Source organism: Kribbella sp. NBC_00482, from assembly GCF_036013725.1.
Lineage (GTDB): Bacteria > Actinomycetota > Actinomycetes > Propionibacteriales > Kribbellaceae > Kribbella.
On record NZ_CP107881.1, the window covers coordinates 4,851,102 to 4,868,954 of the forward strand.

A 17,853-nucleotide genomic window follows, 5' to 3' on the forward strand; every position below is an offset into this window, starting at 1 on the left:
GTGCGAGTCCAGGTAACGGACCTGACCAAGCGGTACGCGCCGGAGGGCGCGCTGCTGGCGGGGCACCGCGAGCGACCGGCGCTCGACGGCGTCACGCTCGACATCTCCGACGGCGAAACCCTCTGCCTGGTCGGGCCGTCGGGCTGCGGAAAGAGCAGCCTGCTGCGGCTGATCGCCGGGCTCGAAAGCCCGGACGCCGGCCAGGTTCGCTACAACGGTCACGACGTCGCCGAGGTGGCGCCACAGGATCGCGGGGTCGGCATGGTTTTTCAGGACTACGCGCTGTACCCCACGATGAAGGGCAAGGGCAACCTCTCGTACTTCTTCGAGGTGCACCAGCGCACCGAGGCCGAAGCGCGGCAGCGGGCCGAAGAGGTTGCCGACATCATGGGCGTCGGGTTCGACCTACTGCTCGGGCAACGGCCCGGAACGCTGTCGGGCGGTGAGCAGCAGCGGGTCGCGATCGCCCGATGCATCGTGCGTGACCCGACCCTCTTCCTGATGGACGAGCCGATCTGCAATCTGGACGCGAAGCTCCGGGAGAGCACCCGGATGGAGATCAAGAAGCTGCTCAGGAGGTTCGGCATCACCACGGTGTACGTCACGCACGATCAGCAGGAAGCCGTGTTCGTGGGAGACCGGATCGCCGTGCTGAGAGACGGACGACTTGCACAGGTCGGTTCGTTCGACGACCTCTACTACGAGCCGGTCGATCTGTTCGTTGCGAGCTTCATCGGCACCCGCCCGATGGCGGTGGTCCCGGTGGCTGTAGAGAACGGCGAAGTGTTCGGGGACGGGTTTCGCTGGGAGCTGCCGAAGTCCCTGACCGATGTGGTGCCGAACGGTCGGCTTCGGCTCGGCGTACGCCCCGAGGCCTGGGAGCACGGCGCGAGCTCGGGAGTTTCGGTCACCGCGGAACGGATCGAGCACGTTCCGACCGAGCGCCTCACGCTTGCCCACGGGATGCTCGGCGACGTCCGGCTCACCGTCGCCGTACCCGGGACGACTACCGAAGGCGAGTCACTTCGGCTGCTCCCGGATTGGGAACGCGCGAGCTTCTTCGCGGCCGACTCCGAAGCCGCTGTCCACACGCCAGGTGTGCCGGATTTCTTCTAGAGGACTGACGATGACGATTTCGGTACGCAACCTGACCCGCGGTTTCGAACAGAAGGTCGCGGTCAACGACGTCAGTTTCGACGTGGGGGAGAACGAGTTCCTGGTGCTGGTGGGACCGTCCGGCTGTGGGAAGACCACGACGCTTCGGCTGGTGGCCGGCCTGGAGGAGGCAGAGCGCGGCGAGATCCACATCGGTGGCGAGGAGGTCACCGCCATCCGTCCCCGGGACCGTGATATCGCGATGGTCTTCCAGGACTACGCGATCTTCCCGCACCTGACCGTCTACGAGAACATCGCCTACGGTCTCCGCTCCCGCCGGCAGGGATCGGACGTCATCGCGGACCGTGTCCCGCACGCCGCGGAGGTCTTCCGGATCAGCCCACTGCTCAAGCGCAAGCCTCGTCAGCTGTCCGGCGGCGAGCGTCAGCGGGTCGCCCTGGCCAGAGCCCTGGTCCGGGATGCGCGTGCCTACCTCTTCGACGAGCCCTTGTCCAACCTCGACGCGCAGCTCCGGCATCAGGCCAGGGAGGACATTCTCGCCCTCCACAAGCGGCAGCAGAAGCCGACGATCTATGTGACGCACGATCAGGACGAGGCCATGTCGATGGGCGACCGGATCGCCGTCATGCGCGACGGCGAGATTCAGCAGATCGGTACCGGACGGGAGTTGTACGAGACCCCTGTGAACCTCTTCGTCGCATTCTTCATCGGTACACCCAGCATCAACGTGTTCGACGTACGGCTGGAACCGGATCCCACCGACGAGGAGACCGTCGTCGCTGTTGGTGAAGAGCTGCGGATCGGACTGCCGGCGGCCCTTGCCGCGCCGTACGCCGGACGGACCGTCAAGCTGGGGGTCCGTCCGGAAGATCTGCAGTCGCCGCGTCAGGCCAAGTTCGCGGTGACCGATGACAACACCGTGCACGCGACGGTGGAGATCATCGAACCGACGACGACCGGATCGACGGCCTATCTCACGCTCGGCTCGCAGGACGTCGCGGCGACGTTCGCCAGCCGGCTGCCGGAACGGTACGTCGGTCAGGAGGTTCCGCTGGCCGTCGATGTGAGCAAGGTACGGCTGTTCGACGCGGAGACGGAACGGGCGCTCTGATGCCGTTCTTCGACGACTCCGGCATCGTCCGCGAGAACCATCGAGGCCTGGTCGTCGGGGCGTTCGCGGCCTTCGCCGAACAGGTCGAACGCATGGTCGCGGTCAGCGTCGCATGGTCCGTCGTACTGTTTCCTGCTCTGGTCGCGCTCGGCTTTCCGGGACTGCCCGGCTGGCTGCGGGTCTCGCTCGCGATGCTCAGCAGCCTGCTGGTCGTACCTGCCACGGGGGCCTTGTTCGCGTTGGCCGCCAGGGCACTTGCCGGTGAGCAACTCGATCTGCGCACCGCCCGGGCCGCGCTGCGCGACACCTGGACCGCCGCGTTGACGGCCTTGACTCCGTTGTTCGCGGGTGTGGGTCTGCTGGTCTGGGCCGTCGTCCTGGCGAGCGCGACTCGGCTGATGATCTTGGAGGTACTACTCCGGGGCGCTCTGCTCGGCCTGCTTGTCATCTCGAGTGTCTGGGGCCCGCTGCTGGTTGCGCGCAGCAACGCGACGGCCGGTTCGCTCCTGGTCGGATCAGCCCGGCTCCTGTGGCTGCGACCCGCGACGATGTTGAAGTGCTGCCTCGCCGCCGCGCTCGTGCTGGTCGCATCCGTGATCACGGTCGCCGGCGCAGTCCTGGCCGCTCCGATGCTGATCGCCTTGCTGCAAACCCATCTCTACGAAGAGGTCCGCTATGAGTGAGCTCGAACTGCGCAACGTCAGTAAGCGGCTCGGCGACCACCAGGCCGTCGACGACGTCAGCTTCACTGTGCAGGACGGTGAGTTCTTCGTACTTCTCGGCTCGTCCGGGTCCGGCAAGACCACGTTGCTGAAGCTGATCTGTGGACTCGAGCGCCCGGACAGCGGCGAGATCCTGCTCGACGGCCGGGACATCACGGCGTTGCCGTCGCGCGAGCGCAACCTCGGCATGGTGTTCCAGGAGTACGGGCTCTACCCGGCCATGAATGTCCAGGGCAACATCGCGTACGGCTTGCAGGCCAGGGGAAAGCACTCGAAGGCGGAGATCGAGCAGCGCGTGGCCGAAGCAGCCGCCAAGCTGGGATTGCGCGAGATGCTGGATCGCTACACACAGGACCTGTCGGGAGGTGAGCAGCAGCGAGTGGCCCTCGCGCGGGCGATGGTCAAGGACGCCGGCGCGTACCTCTTCGATGAGCCGCTCTCCAACCTCGACCCGAAGCTCCGGTACCGCGCCCGGCGGGACATTCTCTCGGTACACAAGGCGAAGAAGCAGCCGAGTGTCTATGTCACGCACGACCAGAGCGAGGCCTTCGCGATGGCCGACCGGGTCGGCGTCATGGCGGATGGACGGCTGCAGCAGGTCGGCTGCGCCGACGAACTCCTCAATGCGCCCGCGAACGTCTTCGTCGCGAAGTTCGTCGGCAGCCCGCCGATGAATGTGTTCGTCGCCGAGGTCGACGGCGCGACAGCCAGAGCCGACGGGATCGCGCTTCCGCTACCCGAGGAACTCGCGGGTCGTCCGATCGGCCGCGTGCTGGTCGGCTTCCGCCCGGAGAACACCACCGTTGCCCTTGACGGCGTGATCGAGGGCCGGGTGATCGAGGTCGAGGAAGGCATGACAGAGCTGCTGGTCCGGTTCTCGGCCGGCGGTACGACGCTGTCCGCGATCGTCGAGGACGCCGTCGCGCCCGGCGAGCTCGTACGATTCGACACTCCTGCAGGGAATCTGCGCTTCTTCGATGCGGATACCGAGCAGGCCCTGACTCGTGGATGACTCGCTACTCGCAGGTGTCGCTGCGATGGTCAGGCTGCTCTCACGGACGCTCGGGCCGTCGGCGGCGCCTGTCCTGAGCGGTGGAGCGTCGCTCGAGCTGCTCGCCGACTCCGCGGTGCTGGCGAGGCGGATCACCGGCCTGGCCGGAGTGGGCCGGGCGCACAACGCCGGCGCTCTCCTCGTCGGCGAGCTCGCCCGAACGGTCCGGGAAACGTACGGAGACGGTTCCGCAACCGCGGCCGTGCTGGCCGGTGTCATGGTCGGGCAGGCCGGCCGGTTGGTCAACGCGGGCGTTCAGCCGATCGACCTCCGCAGGGGCATCGACCGCGCCGTCGACGCTGCGTGCAGATCACTGGCGAGGCAGGCGACAGAGGTAGGCGTGGAGGAAGCTCGTGGCCTGTTCAGCGCCGCCGTACACGATGCGTCACTCGGTGCCCTGCTCGCGGAGATGTTCGACCTCCTCGGGGAACATCCCGCGTTGCTCATCGAGGAGCGGGACGGTCTGGTGCCCTCGGTGGCCGGCCCGCTCGTCGACCACGAGTACGTCGACGGTGCCCGCTGGCGGGCTCGGCCGGCGGATGGCGGGTGGCTGCCCGAGGGGAAGAGCGAACTGACCCTCTGCGAGCCGTTGATCGTCGTCGTGGACGGAGTCCTTCGGCAGGCGGACGACGTACTGCCGGTGCTCGATCTGGCTCACCGCGAGGGCCGACCCCTCCTGCTCGTCAGCAGAGACGTCGAAGCCGATGCGTCGCGGATCCTTCTGGCCATGCGCACTCAGCCGGGCGCGCCCCTGGTAGCACCGTGGTGTCTGGCGTCGGCCGGGACGCGGGTCGGCGATGACCTGGGGGATCTGGCCGTGCTGACCGGCGCCTCCGTCCTCACGGCAGCCCTCGGCCGCCACCCGGGAACGGTTCGGTCGGCTGATTGCGGCAGCGCGCGACATGTCTCGCTCACCAGAGCCCAGCTGACGGTGAGCGACAGTGCCGGCGATCCCGCCGATCGCGTCGAGGCCCTTTCGGCCCGGGTCCAACGGACTCCCGCGGGCCACGAGACCAACGCTCTCCGACTCCGACTGGCCCGGCTCGCGGGCTCGCTGGGTGTCGTCACGATCACCGGAGGGACCGATCCTGAACGCGCGCTGTATCGCGCCCGGATCGAGAACGGGCAACGAATGTTCGAGTCCGCCCGAGCCGGGGGAGTCGTCGGCGGTGGCGGGACAGCCTATCTACGGTGCCGGCCGGACGTTCTCTCCGCCCGGGCGGAGTGCGGTACCGAAGAACAGCGCTATGGCGTCGACGTCGTACTGGCCGCGCTGGAAGCGCCGTTCCGCCAACTCGTAAGCAGTCACGGGTCGGACTCACCCTCGGTCGCGGTGGAGAAGTTGGCCGAGCTCGGCGAAGGTTGGGGTTTCGACGCCACGGACGGTTCGTACGTCGACGTACGCAAAGCGGGCCTGGTCGACAGCGCGGGAGTAGCCGAGGGCGCGCTTCGTTCCGCCGGCAGTCTCGCCGGCACGGTGATCACGACGACGCTCGTCGCGGCGGGAGGCGCTCGTGGCTGACCTTGTCCTCGCCCTCCTCGACTTGCCCGACGGGACCCTGCTCGCCGGCGGGCCCGGAGGCATCGCTCGGCTCAGCGGTGATTCCCGAACCACTGAATGGGTGCGTGTCGACTCGCCCATCCGGACCGTCGCCGCCTTCGCCCATGGCCCCGTCGACGGCTCTCCGGTCGTGCTGGCCGGCGGAGTCGACGGCGTCGCGCGTTCGGAGAACGGTGGGCTGAGCTGGCAGGGCACGGAGTCGGAGGGTGGTACGCAGCCGATCTCGGCGCTCGTCGTCCACGACGATGCGGCCATCGCGGGCACGCTCGGCGGCGGGATCCTGCGCAGCACGGACGCGGGCCGGACCTGGCAGCGGTCGAACTTCGGGCTGCCAAGCCGCGACGTCACCGCACTGCTGATGTCGGGGACCACCGTGATCGCCGGGACGCCGGCCGGTGTCTACTGGTCGCCGAACGCGGGACGGGCCTGGCGAGTCGCGATCAGCTCGGCAGGGAAGTCCGTCGCGGGCCTGGCGAGCACGCCAGGAGGCGCGGCCGTCGCCGTGACCGAGGCAGGCGAGCTGTTGTGCTCCAGCGATGACGGACGCACCTGGCGGATCATGACGTCCCTTCCCGACAACGTCCTGCCGGTTGCCCTCGCGATCACCGACGACGCTGTCTGTGTGGTGGCGACCGCCGAGCACGGCATCCTTGGCTCCCGGCTTCGTGGAGAAGGCACCACACGGTCGCCGGATGTCGCGGCACTCGCACTCCTTCGAACCGGCACGAAGCTCCTCGCCGGGGGACCCGACGGGCTCATGGTGAGCCGGGACAGCGGGGTCACCTGGCACGGTTACGGCTGTCCCGCGTTGGACGACTTGGACAACACGATCGCACTCCCTGGTGGGGAACTCAGGTGGGGCCGGCTGTCGGGCATCATCGGACCGCGGGGAGCACTTCAGGGGCTCCCGATACCACTCATGGCCGTGTCGCCCACTCCCGATGGAGGGCTGCTGATCTCCTCCGCTGCGGGACTCTGGCGTTCGCCCGACCTCGGTGAGAGCTGGCGAGTCGTGCTCGACGGCGATACCGGGCGCGTTCACCACCTGGCGTTCCGAGCGGACGGCACGGGCTGGGCGGGCGACGCCGAAGGCGGGCGTTTGCTGCACACCGAGGACCACGGCGAGTCCTGGCAGCAGACCACCGTTCCATGGGCGCCCGCCCGGCTCCTCGCGATGGCATCCGAGCACGACGTGATCGCCGCAATGACCGCCGACCCGGCGCGCGGAATCGCGACCGTGTGGCACTGCGACCGGACCCGCACCTGGACGGCCGCAGGCCCGATAGACGTGACACGAGCCTGACCGACCTACCGCAAACCACAACTCGTCACATCAACTACGACTGACATGTCCGGCTGCAAGACGCTCGATTGTGTTGTCGAGGATGATCTGAGAGATTACTCTCGAAACATGTCTCTCACGGCTCGTCGGCACGGCGGCGAGCCGGGTCGTGCATTCCGGTGAGGATGCCAGGGAAGGTAGAGCCGGGGCTGGAGCCGACCTGCCGATGCGGCACTGAATGCGTCCGGAAGCCACTCAGTAGAGGTTGGAGGACAGATGGCAGACACGACGAAGGACCTGAGTACTCCATCCGAAATGTTCGCCGCAACAGCGGCCGACGATCGACCGGGACCGACCGCTGCCGAGAGGTTGCGGCTCATGGATCCGGACGACTGGCACGCAGACCTCGATGCCCTCGCCAACGGCCTCCTCGAGCGGCACCGCGACCCTTTCCACACGATCTCACCGGAACAGTTCGACGCCACAGTGGCTCGCCTGCACGATCGCATTCCAGACCTGTCCGGCACCGCAATCCTGGTCGGCTTCGACGAGGTAGCAGCAATGATCGGCGACGGCCACACCAGCGTCGAGACCGACGATCACTACCGGCGCTTTCCGCTGGAATTGTTCTGGTACGGCGACCAGTTGCGCGTAGTGAAGGCGCTCACTGACAACCCTCGAGTGCTCGGTGCTCAACTGGTTGCGATCGGTGGCATCGCCGTCGAGGAGCTGGACCGGCGGCTCCAGCCACTCATTCCACAGGGCGAGAACGCCTGGCACGAGCGGGCCCGCAGCGCGGATCGACTCACCCGCGCCGACGTGCTCGTTGCGCTCGGCTGCCTGCCCGACACCGCCGCCGGCGAGTTCAGCTTCGTCGGCCAGGACGACGCGTCTTTCACAGCCGAGGTGGCATCCCTGCCATCTGGTGCGGCACCGTCATGGCCGTTCCCCTCGCCGGATGCCCCGCTCCGGATGCGGAGCCCCGACGAGCCGCTCGCCTACACCGCACTTCCCGCAACAGACGCGACCTACGCGAACTTCCGCCGCTACGACGGCCTCGAACAGGCCGCTGGGCAACTGATTGCGCACCTGCAAGACGCCGCACCAGCCCGGCTGATCCTCGACCTTCGCGACAACGGCGGCGGCGACTACACCCTCGCCCGTCACAACCTCATCTACCCGATCTGGAGGCTGCCGACCATCAACCGCCCCGGCGGCCTGTACGTACTGATCGGCAGGAACACCTACTCGGCCGCGATGGTCACCGCCACCGACTTCCGCCGCGAAACCGAAGCCATCCTTGTTGGCGAGCCCACCGGCGCCCGGCCCGTCGGCTACCAGGAACTTGGCACCTTCGATCTCCCCCGATCGGGCCTGCGTGCGCACTGCGCAACACGGCACTACCGCTTCTCCGACGCCGATACCGCCGCCGTCTTCCCCGACCAGCGAATCGATCCAGACTGGAGCACCGACAGATCCGGACACGACACCGCCATCGACTGGTGCCTCGCGCAGCCCAAATAGCAACACTCCACCGACAGAACGAAGTGACCGGAGACCGCAGAGCGACAACCGCACGGTGCCGCAACCGGAGGCACTGCAAACTTCCTAATCCGGATAAGGCACCCAGGCCTTCGAGTCGGGTACGGCGTGCGGTCGAGCGCTGAGTGCGCAGGTCGACCCCGGCGATCGTGAGCAGGTCGAACGCGACGTACGACGCCGGTGCTTAGCGGTGCTGCCGAACTCTATGACGGTGCTCCACTGCTTCCAGTTGAAGCCGGACGTGCACAGCGCTTTGGTGGTCGTCGCGGTCTGCGAGCCGGCGCGGCTGAGCCAAACCCCACTCCAGATTCCTGCAACGTCGTGTAGGCGCGACTGGGTTATCACGCCGGTGGTTGGAGTACCGGGAGTTCGGCAGTCAGTCGCTCTGGATGAGGCGCGGGGCAACGTCTGGCAGCAGATCCGGAGAGGCTGTCGGAGGTTACTGCCAGACTTGCGAACCATGACTTCCACGGCCCTCCGCCCAGCACTGCTCCCGCCTCACTTGAATCCCGGTGACCGCGTCCGTTTCGTCTCCCCAGCCAGCACACCCGACCGCGAACTGGTGGCGAACGGCGTCGATCTCCTCACGGGTTGGGGCCTGCAGGTCGAGCTCGGCGATCACGCCTTCGACAGCCTCGGATACCTGGCCGGCACTGACGAGGATCGGCTGGCCGATCTCAACGATGCCTTCCGTGACCCGGGAGTGCGCGCGGTCTTCGCCACGCGCGGCGGCAAAGGCGCCTACCGCATCGCCGACGGTCTCGACTTCGAGACCGTACGACGCGACCCGAAACCGCTGATCGGCTTCAGCGACATCACCGCCTTGCACCTCGCCCTGTGGAAGGAGGCCGGCGTGGTCGGCATCCACGGGCCGTCCATGAGCTGGTACGAGCCGAACTGTGGACCCGAGTGTGCCGAGGCGCTACGCCGCGCACTGATGACTACCGACGAGATCGTCGTCCGCGAGGATCCGAAGGAACTGAGCGCAGCCCTGACCGCAGGCGAAGCTGCCACCGGATTCCTGATGGGCGGCAACCTCGACACAGTTCGAGGCGCCATCGGCGCAGACCTGCCCAGCTTGGACGGCGGCATCCTCCTGATCGAGTTGAACCATGGCACAGGTCTTGGCATGGTCGACCGTCAACTGACCCAGTTGATGAGATCAGGCCTACTCGAGGGCCTGCGCGGTGTCGCCCTGGGCCAGGTCGTTGGGTACGACGATGCCGTCAGCAACGGATGGACCGTGCTCGACGTTCTCCGTGATCGTCTGGCGAAGCTCGACGTTCCAATCCTCGGCGGCCTGCCCATCGGACACGGTCTCCAACCCGCCACCGTCCCACTCGGCACCCTGGCGACAATTGACCCGGCAGCAGGCACGCTTACCGTCGCGCCGGGCGTTCGCTGAACACCCGGCAGTCGCTGCACCTCGACCGCCGGCCCTCGGGCGAACATCTGCGTACCCCAGCCGTCGACCATCGCCTCGGAACAGCGTGACGCAAGGGTCACGCAACAGCCGCGGGACGAAGCCCGGAACACCATCCACCGACCACTCCTGAGCGTGGTTTCCTGCATTAGACGCAGGAAACCTCTGCCCACCTGGTCGGTTGCCGAGAGCAACGACACGCCGCTACTTACACGCCGCGAGAGCTTTGGCGACTGGCGGAAGGTTCTTAAGAGCCTCCGGCCCACTCGTGTCGTGGACGTACGGTGTAGCCGTCCGGCAGTACGGCGACGGTGGTAATCATTCGCCGTTCATCGGGTCGTCCATCGCCGGCACACCCCAGCGGAAGTACATCGGGGAGTAAAACCTGATGGCCGGGACCAGGCCGATGCTCTGGATCACCGTGGAGGTGCCGGTGGCGTGGCCGACGGCGTAGAGGTAGCCCTTCTGCAGGTCCTTGTCGATGCCGAGCAGCAGTGTCCCGCTGGTGCCGCACTTGGTGGCGATGAGCGACTCGAACCCTTGCCAGGTGCCGCTTCGCACGGTCTTGATCACTGGCCTGAGCGACGTGCTGACCGGGATGCGGATGGTCTTGAGGACGCCCGTCACGGTGTTTGCCAGCAGGGTGTCGTACGTCGCCGTCTTGCTGATCACCGCGATCGACTTCACGCCCTTGAGACCGGCGTACGACCAGCGATTGCGCCAGGCGCCGTTGTCGTCGATGGTCCAACGGGACAGTACGCCGTCGTTGCGCACCGCGTAGGCGGACGTGCGGTGTGAGGTCGAGTTCGCCCAGCGCGACACGTCGAAGGCGGTGTAGTTCGCCCAGCCACCGCCGACCCGTGTAAGAGTCGGCGGCCCGGCCTCGGGATCGAGATCGCCGGACGCGCTCGCGAAGTAGGTGCTGAAGTACATGGCGTCGCCGAGGGTGACGTAGCCGAGGACCTGGCGTTCGTTGGCATCCCGGAAGTCGATGAAGCTCGCGAGGCGCGCCTTGCCTGGCGGGTAGAGGCCGCTCGGGCCCCACTGGTACGCCGTCTGGGTCGGCGGTCTGGTCGCGGCGTAGTTCGTTGCCACCAGACCGCCGGCGGCTGTCACTTCTCCGATCTTGATGCCGCAGACCGTAGCCTGGGCCGTCGCCTGCGGTGTCGATCCCGTTGGGGATGCGTGCGCCGGCGGTCCTGTGGCCAGAGCTGTGCTCAGGATTGCGAGGCCGCCGATCACGGTCGTGGTGCGCTTGAGGATTGCTGTGTTCTGGTTGGGTTTCATACCTACACGATGCGGGCCGGAGCTCGAATGTTGCCGAACCTGTCGGCGGCTCTTCTTACGGTGCTGGGTGTGGAGCGCGCTCGTAGCAAGAGCAACGAGTGCATGACGGGCACCTCACGGTGTCTCTCCGTCGCGCTCGTCGACGATCCGATGCCGGAATCGCTGAGGATCGGGAGTTCTTGCATCAGATGCAACACCCGTGGGTTTCCCGGTGATAACTGCCACTATCACCGGCCCCGCCCACCGGCGCGCCCGGCGCGACCCGGATCGATTCCTCCGTGATCACCGGGTGGCGCGCGTCGTACGACGCGGAACGGTCGGCGCCGGGCCCTACCGTGAATGCCTTGGACGTGCCTAGGCTGATGACGTTCGCCTCAGACCCCGGCGGCACCCTCCTGGCCGCCGGGATCGCCACATGGCGGCCGCTCGGGTGGTCACGCTGAGCCCGGCCGCTCGCGGCCACACCATTCGAGCCCGGTACCTTCCGCTGGGGGTACCGAACTTGTCGCTGTCTCCGCAGTTCAGGTAAGTCTCGAAGGGAAACACCCGTTTGTTCGGCGGACGCTGTCGCGGGGAGGAGGGTTCGCCGACGAAGTGTAGAAGGACCGGATCGCGGCATGAGAGTGCGTTTCAAGCGACGAGTTCGTGCATCATCAACAGATGAAGGATGTCCCGATTTCTGACGCTGCTGCGTGGCAGCGCCTTGGTAGGGTCACCGGCATCGCGGGGCTGGCCGCGGTGGTGTTGTTGTTCGTCGTGCTTGTCGGCTCGCGCGCTGAACCGTCGTTCACCGCCCCGGCCGCCGAGTTCCTCGGCCACTACCGGTCACCTAACACGGTTGCCTCCCCGTTCCGGTCTTTCGCTCTCACGATCGGGCTGGTCACTTTCGTGTGGTTCGGGGTCGCGCTGTCCATGCTGTTGCGGCACGCCGAGGGCGTGGCTCCGTGGCGGTCGTCAATCGGGATGGTCTCCGGTGTGTTGTTCGCTGCTCTGGTCCTCACGGGGAACGAGGTCGCGGCCGTGTTCATTGCCGATGATCTCGACCCTCAGATCGCCAGGTTTGCCTTTGAGGAGTCGCAGGCGGCGTTCGCGAACGCGCGCGTGGCGCTTGGCAGCTTCGCCGTGTGCTGCGGGTGGGTCATCGCATCGAGCCGATTCCTGCCCCGCTGGGTCGGCTGGCTGGCCATCGCAAGCGGAGGAGGCCTCGTCCTTTGCCGCATCGACTGGTCGAACAACATCTGGCTGGTGCCGTACTTGCTGTTCTGGCTTTGGGTGCTCACGGTGGCGGTGCTGCTCTTGCGGCGCAACTTCCACGGCGTGAGCCGATCCGCTTGAAAGCGCGCCCACTCGGGTCCAGGTCTATCGCCGTCGCGGGCCGCGTCAATGAGCCACGATCTTCGCTGGTTTCGGCCCAGCGAGCTCGCAGATCTGAAGAGACGGGACATAGTCGCCACCGGCAACGACTCGACCCCACATCGGCAGCACGGTGGGCGCGAAGATTCTCTGCACTAGAGCCGAGGCCGGCGGCGGCAGCTGAGAACGCGCTGTTGGTCGATGCACAGGATCGCAGGGTCTGTTTGACGAACGAGTCGAGATCTTTGTCTCGATGCCCAGGCGCGTCAGTGCAGCCTCGAGATGCTCGGGTTTGCGGGCAGAGTTCGAAGCCGCACGGGTGCCGGCTGATTTATCGTGAGAGCTGGGACCTGGGGGGATTGGTGGGTCCAATGGCGACAGGACAATCATCGCGGCCAGTTCAACTGCCGACCGTCGGTCGGACAACGCTGCTCGCCTTCGGCGCTCTCGGCGGATTCGCCTGGGCGGCCGGACTGCGCGGGTTCATGTCTCAGGTCGCGGGCAACGAGGCTGGCGTCCACTGGGTCGGCACCTTCGCCTGGGTCCTGCTGCCCGGCACTCTCACCGGCATCCTCCTCGCGTGGGCCGAGTCCATCCGACGTACCGGCGGCCGTCCGCACTGGCGCTGGCTGGCGCTCTCGCCGTTGCTTTTCGCGGCCGTGCTCACCCCGGACCCGGTCGGCATCCTCGAGAGCGGCATCGGCGGCGGCGCCATCGGCGTACCGCTGTACGGCATGCTCGGCGGTTATGCCATCTCTGGCCGCGGCCCGCTGTGGGGACGACTGATCACCGGCCTCGTGGCTCTCAGCGCCGTACCGATCTGGGCCTTCACGGTCGAGTCCTTCGCCCCGCACCTCGCGATCGACACACCAGCGGGGCTTTGGGTCGCGCTGTACTACTACGCGTTCATGGCCCTACTCATGCTGGCCTGCGCGATCCCTCACCGCCCGGTCGAACGGTACGACGACCAAGCCGGGCTGGAGCAGCGATGAACCGATCCGCGACCGAGGGTCCACGGTTTCGGTCCGGCGCACTCGCTTTCATGGTGGCAGCACGCCGTCGTCGCCTCCTCGACGTCGTCCACAATCATCGCGAACGCCGGCAGGCGCGACCAGGACGGTAGGGCCGTTAGCGCAGTCACTGACCCCTCGGACGGGTCGACGCTGGCGTTGGCCGGGCGGTACGAGGTCTGGTATGACAAATCGCTGCCCGAGGACGACCCGAACCGGATCGTGCCGACGTACACGACCAGCGCGACCGACAGCGTCGGCCGGATTCACGACCGGATGCCCGTGGCGATCGCGCCTGATCATTGGAACGAGTGGCTCGATCCCCGCAACCACGACGTCGACCAGTTGTCGCGACCCATGAGCTGAAGAGGTCGAGGGCTTTAGGCAACAGTTGGCGGCTATCCACCCGAGCGATGGAGGCTCCCTTGGGAAACCTCCATCGATCGTTGGTCTTCCGGAAGGACGGACTGAAGGTCAGCCCGGTTGGGGTGTCAACGCGGTCAATGGCTGACGGGCGCGGAGTTCGCGCAGGTCGGGGATGTGTTGTAGAGGGTGCCGGGGCTGACGCCGGCCGTCGGTCAGGGTGGGGTCGCGGGGATTAGCCCTCCAGGTCCGCCGGATCTGGTGATCGACGACGCCCAGCTCGTGCTGCGACGCGTCCTCGACTGGCTATTGACCGGCAGTTCCGCCGATGCTTTACTGGCGAAATCGATTCCGGAATCGATTCCGAAATCGATTCCGAAATCGATTCCGGATACTTGTTCCGAATATCCGTATCTGGGATGTCGGCTGTTGCTCGTGAAGAAGAGGAGGCGGCGATGGGAGTCACGATCGCTGACGTGGCTGCGCGTGCCGGGGTCAGCACGACGACGGTCTCGCGGGTGCTGAACGGCAGAGGCGAGATCAACGAGAAAACAGCCTCGAGGGTCCGACAGGCGATTGCAGACCTTTCCTATGTGCCGAGCGCTGGGGCGGTCGGGCTCAGACGTGGCACTGCGCAGATGGTCGGCATGCTGGTTCCTGATCTGGCCTGGGTCTTTTCCGGCATTGTGCAGGGCGTCGTCGACGCGCTGGAGACCGAGGGCTTCGGGTTGCGCATGCTGACCTGGAACCGCGGCGAGGAGTCCCTGCGCAGGCTGGGCCTGCAGGTCGCTGCCAAGTCGTTCGACGGTCTGCTCGTGATCGAGCCCGAGGGGGCCTTGGGCTACATCACGGAATTGCACGAAGCCGGGCTACCGATGGTGCTGATCGACGACCGCTTTCCGCGGCCGGGCTTCCCCTACGTTTCCACCACCAACCGTCAGGGGGGTGAGCAGGCGGCGCGCCACCTGCTGGAGATCGGGCGCCGTCGTCCGCTGGTGATCACCGGTCCCAAGGTGTACGGCTGTAGTCAGGATCGGCTGGGCGGCTTTGTTGATGTCTATGCGCAGGACGGACTCGAGCTCGACGAGCGCCGCATCATCTGGGGCGACTTCCAGTTTGAAAGTAGTCGGCTCGCGGTCGGGCGCGCTCTCGCTGAGGGCGTGGAATTCGACTCGGTCTTCGCACACAACGACCCCTCGGCCGCCGGCGTTCTCGCCGCCTTGCACGCGGCCGGACGCGAGGTGCCGGGCGATGTTGCCGTGGTCGGATTCGATGACATCGAGATGGCGTCGTACACCTACCCGACACTGACCACCATCCGGCAGCCGATGCGGGAGATGGGCCAGGCGGCGGCGCGCCTGTTGCTGGACCACGTGCGCAAATCGCCGGACGCCGCTGCCTCCCGCATCATTCCTACCAGCCTGGTGGTCCGCGGCTCGACGGATCAGTGACGCCGGCGTCACGGCAACGCACAATCTCTCGGCGCAGCCCACTCCGACAGATGCCCCCAATCGGCAAACAACTCGCTGACTTCTGACGACTCATTGCTTGGAGACCATGATGGGACGGTCGGTTCGCTCTGTCGCGTACTTGGATCCGGAGGCTCCTGTGGAGGTTCGGGTCGAGGACCTGCTGTCCCGGATGAGCCTGCCGGAGAAGGTCGGGCAGTTGCTGATGCTCGATGCACAGCACGAGGATCTGGTGGACATCGTGTCGACCAAGCTGGCCGGGTCGGTCCTGCATGTGCCTCCGGCGCGCAGGTCCGAGGCCATCGAGCTGGCCCACCGATCGCGGCTCGGCATTCCACTGCTGCTAGCCGACGACTGCATCCACGGCCACTCCTTCTGGCCGGGCGCGACAGTATTTCCGACTCAGCTCGCCATGGCCTGCACTTGGGATCCCGCTTTGCTGCAGCGGGTCGCACGGACGGCTGCGATCGAGATCGCGACCAGCGGAATCCACTGGACCTTCGCGCCGGTGCTGTGCATCACTCGTGACCTGCGCTGGGGCCGGATCAACGAGACGTTCGGCGAGGATCCGTTCTTGATCGGTGAACTCGGGGCTGCGATGGTGCGTGGCTATCAGGGCGACGGCCTCAGCGACCCCACAGCCGTGCTGGCGTGCGCCAAGCACTTCGCGGGTTACTCCGAGACCCAGGGCGGGCGCGACGCGAGCGAAGCCGATCTCAGCCCACGCAAGCTGCGCTCGTGGTTCCTGCCTCCGTTCGAGCGGGCGGTAGGGGCCGGCTGCCATACCTTCATGCTCGGTTACCAGTCGATCGACGGGGTGCCCATCACCGCGAATCAATGGCTGCTCAACGACGTCCTCCGGCGCGAGTGGGGCTTCGACGGCACGCTGGTGACCGACTGGGACAACGTCGGCCGGATGGTCTGGGACCAGCGGGTCTGCGCCGACCAGGTCGAGGCGGCGGCGGTCGCCGTCAACTCCGGGAACGACCTCATCATGGCCACGCCGGCGTTCTTCGAAGCCGCGCAGGCGGCGGTCGCCGAGGGTCTCATCGGCGAGAAGCAGGTCGATGACGCGGTACGTCGGGTTCTGCGGCTGAAGGTGGTGCTCGGACTCTTCGAAGATCCTCGTGCCCCCGAGCCTGAGCGGCAAAGGCAGGTGATCGGCTGCCGCGAACACGCCGACCTCAACCTGGAAACCGCTCGTCGTTCCCTGGTGCTGTTGCGCAACGAGCGGATCCTGCCGCTCGAAGGCGGACTGACGCTGGACGGAAACGGCCGCGCCGCAGTCCAGGGCACGCCGCGGACGATCGCGGTTCTCGGCCCGAACGCCGACAGTCCCGAGGCCATGCTCGGCGACTGGGCGGGTACTTCCGGCCAGGTCGCCTGGATGCCCGACGGGCATCCCCGTGAGCTGGTGGAGACGGTGCTCGACGGCCTTCGCGCCCTCACACCTGCCGCCTGGACCGTGACGTACGCCCGCGGGGCCGACATCGAAAGCTCCGCCGCCGATGCCGAGTGGTCTGTCGGGCCCCATGGTGAACCGCTTCCGCCTGTCTTCACCCCCGCCCAGGTCGACGAGGCGCAAGTTCGTGCGGCCGTGGCCGCGGCAGAGGCCGCCGACTATGCCGTCGTGGTCGTCGGGGACACCCTTGCCCTCACGGGGGAGGGACGCTCCACGGCCACGCTCGAGCTGCAAGGAAGCCAGATCGCTTTGCTGGACGAGGTGGCCGCTACCGGTACGCCGATGATCGTCGTACTGATCCAGTCCAAGCCGAGCACACTCCCCGACTCAGCGCTGAACGCGGCAGCGCTCATCGAGGCGTTCAACCCGGGCATGCGCGGTGGCCGCGCCATCGCCGAACTCCTTCTCGGACTCATCGAGCCCAGCGGCCGGCTGCCGATCAGCTTCGCGCACCACGTAGGACAGCAACCCGTCTTCTACAACCAAGTGCGGGGCCAGCATGGTGACCGCTACGCGGATCTCAGCCAAGACCCCCTGTTCGCGTTCGGTGAGGGTCTTACCTATACCACCGTTACCTATTCCACTCTTGTCGTGCACGACGACGAAGTGCCTGCTGACGGCACCGTGAGCGCCACGGTGCGACTCACGAACAGTGGGTCTCGGCCCGCTGTCGAAACGGTTCAGGCCTACGTCAGCGACCTGACCACCAGCGTCACCTGGGCCGAGCAGGAGCTGAAGGCTTTCACCCAAGCCGAAGTTCCTCCAGGCGAAACCATGGATGTGAACATCAGCATCCCTGCCTCGCACTGCTCACTGGTCACAGCCGACAACCGTCGTGTCGTCGAAGCTGGGGAGTTCAGACTCCGAGTCGGCCCCAATTCACGCCGGCAGCAACAGCTCAGCGCACGATTCCGCATTTCACCACGCAGCGGCACCGGATCGGGGGTGAACCCGGCCACCTCTGCGTGAACGTCGCGGCTCAGCACGACGACTACATCGTCACTTAGTACGGCGGCTCATCCCGCAGCGCTGCGAGGAGCCGTACACCTGTGGGGTGTCTCCCACCGCAGGCTGCTGACGCCTGCCCACGAACACCCGAAT

14 protein-coding genes are annotated in these 17,853 nt (G+C 66.8%); 13 read left to right on the forward strand and 1 reads right to left on the reverse strand.

Going from position 1 to position 17,853, the window contains the following annotated elements; translation table 11 throughout:
- The 8 genes from OHB24_RS23785 (at nt 1) to OHB24_RS23820 (ending at nt 9,790) form a co-directional block, all read left to right on the forward strand.
- Entirely contained in the window at nt 1-1,116 is a 1,116-nt protein-coding gene (locus OHB24_RS23785) for an ABC transporter ATP-binding protein (RefSeq protein WP_327633031.1), read from the forward strand.
- Between the two features lie 10 nt (nt 1,117-1,126).
- On the forward strand, nt 1,127-2,227 hold the full coding sequence (locus OHB24_RS23790) for an ABC transporter ATP-binding protein (RefSeq protein WP_327633032.1): 1,101 nt from the start codon (nt 1,127-1,129) through the stop codon (nt 2,225-2,227).
- Nucleotides 2,227-2,910: a hypothetical protein gene (locus OHB24_RS23795; protein WP_327633033.1), complete on the forward strand. Its 684-nt coding sequence runs from the start codon at nt 2,227-2,229 to the stop codon at nt 2,908-2,910. Before OHB24_RS23790 ends, OHB24_RS23795 begins: the two co-directional genes overlap by 1 nt.
- On the forward strand, nt 2,903-3,961 hold the full coding sequence (locus OHB24_RS23800; protein WP_327633034.1) for an ABC transporter ATP-binding protein: 1,059 nt from the start codon (nt 2,903-2,905) through the stop codon (nt 3,959-3,961). The genes OHB24_RS23795 and OHB24_RS23800 overlap by 8 nt, the downstream gene beginning before the upstream one ends.
- Before the next feature lie 25 nt (nt 3,962-3,986).
- A complete protein-coding gene (locus tag OHB24_RS23805; protein ID WP_327633035.1) occupies nt 3,987-5,522 on the forward strand; it encodes a TCP-1/cpn60 chaperonin family protein in 1,536 nt (511 codons plus the stop codon).
- Complete coding sequence (locus OHB24_RS23810; protein WP_327633036.1) at nt 5,515-6,864, forward strand: WD40/YVTN/BNR-like repeat-containing protein; 1,350 nt, start codon at nt 5,515-5,517, stop codon at nt 6,862-6,864. Before OHB24_RS23805 ends, OHB24_RS23810 begins: the two co-directional genes overlap by 8 nt.
- A 255-nt stretch (nt 6,865-7,119) precedes the next feature.
- Complete coding sequence (locus OHB24_RS23815; RefSeq protein WP_327633037.1) at nt 7,120-8,367, forward strand: hypothetical protein; 1,248 nt, start codon at nt 7,120-7,122, stop codon at nt 8,365-8,367.
- 478 nt (nt 8,368-8,845) lie between these two features.
- Nucleotides 8,846-9,790 carry a S66 peptidase family protein gene (locus OHB24_RS23820; protein WP_327633038.1) on the forward strand — a complete coding sequence of 315 codons (945 nt, stop codon included), beginning with the start codon at nt 8,846-8,848 and terminating at the stop codon, nt 9,788-9,790.
- Between the two features lie 336 nt (nt 9,791-10,126).
- Here the strand turns inward: OHB24_RS23820 and OHB24_RS23825 are convergent, their stop codons facing one another.
- Complete coding sequence (locus OHB24_RS23825) at nt 10,127-11,095, reverse strand: hypothetical protein (RefSeq protein WP_327633039.1); 969 nt, start codon at nt 11,093-11,095, stop codon at nt 10,127-10,129.
- A gap of 660 nt (nt 11,096-11,755) precedes the next feature.
- Between OHB24_RS23825 and OHB24_RS23830 the strand changes: the two genes are divergently transcribed.
- The 5 genes from OHB24_RS23830 to OHB24_RS23850 all read left to right on the forward strand — a co-directional run bounded on the left by OHB24_RS23830 (nt 11,756) and on the right by OHB24_RS23850 (nt 17,721).
- Complete coding sequence (locus OHB24_RS23830; protein WP_327633040.1) at nt 11,756-12,430, forward strand: hypothetical protein; 675 nt, start codon at nt 11,756-11,758, stop codon at nt 12,428-12,430.
- Between the two features lie 389 nt (nt 12,431-12,819).
- Complete coding sequence (locus tag OHB24_RS23835; protein WP_327633041.1) at nt 12,820-13,440, forward strand: hypothetical protein; 621 nt, start codon at nt 12,820-12,822, stop codon at nt 13,438-13,440.
- A 96-nt stretch (nt 13,441-13,536) separates the two neighbouring features.
- Nucleotides 13,537-13,824 carry an SOS response-associated peptidase family protein gene (locus OHB24_RS23840; RefSeq protein WP_327641095.1) on the forward strand — a complete coding sequence of 96 codons (288 nt, stop codon included), beginning with the start codon at nt 13,537-13,539 and terminating at the stop codon, nt 13,822-13,824.
- 452 nt (nt 13,825-14,276) lie between these two features.
- Nucleotides 14,277-15,272: a LacI family DNA-binding transcriptional regulator gene (locus OHB24_RS23845; protein ID WP_327633042.1), complete on the forward strand. Its 996-nt coding sequence runs from the start codon at nt 14,277-14,279 to the stop codon at nt 15,270-15,272.
- A 157-nt stretch (nt 15,273-15,429) separates the two neighbouring features.
- Nucleotides 15,430-17,721 (forward strand): glycoside hydrolase family 3 N-terminal domain-containing protein, encoded by a 2,292-nt coding sequence (locus OHB24_RS23850; RefSeq protein WP_327633043.1) that lies wholly within the window; start codon nt 15,430-15,432, stop codon nt 17,719-17,721.
- The last annotated feature ends 132 nt before the right edge of the window (nt 17,722-17,853 follow it).

Coding starts and splice junctions, on each gene's coding strand:
- OHB24_RS23825 (WP_327633039.1), bottom strand. CDS start 11,095: ATGAAACCCAACCAGAACACAGCAATCCTCAAGCGCACCACGACCGTG.
- OHB24_RS23790 (WP_327633032.1), top strand. CDS start 1,127: ATGACGATTTCGGTACGCAACCTGACCCGCGGTTTCGAACAGAAGGTC.
- OHB24_RS23835 (WP_327633041.1), top strand. CDS start 12,820: ATGGCGACAGGACAATCATCGCGGCCAGTTCAACTGCCGACCGTCGGT.
- OHB24_RS23845 (WP_327633042.1), top strand. CDS start 14,277: ATGGGAGTCACGATCGCTGACGTGGCTGCGCGTGCCGGGGTCAGCACG.
- OHB24_RS23800 (WP_327633034.1), top strand. CDS start 2,903: ATGAGTGAGCTCGAACTGCGCAACGTCAGTAAGCGGCTCGGCGACCAC.
- OHB24_RS23815 (WP_327633037.1), top strand. CDS start 7,120: ATGGCAGACACGACGAAGGACCTGAGTACTCCATCCGAAATGTTCGCC.
- OHB24_RS23795 (WP_327633033.1), top strand. CDS start 2,227: ATGCCGTTCTTCGACGACTCCGGCATCGTCCGCGAGAACCATCGAGGC.
- OHB24_RS23830 (WP_327633040.1), top strand. CDS start 11,756: ATGAAGGATGTCCCGATTTCTGACGCTGCTGCGTGGCAGCGCCTTGGT.
- OHB24_RS23820 (WP_327633038.1), top strand. CDS start 8,846: ATGACTTCCACGGCCCTCCGCCCAGCACTGCTCCCGCCTCACTTGAAT.
- OHB24_RS23805 (WP_327633035.1), top strand. CDS start 3,987: ATGGTCAGGCTGCTCTCACGGACGCTCGGGCCGTCGGCGGCGCCTGTC.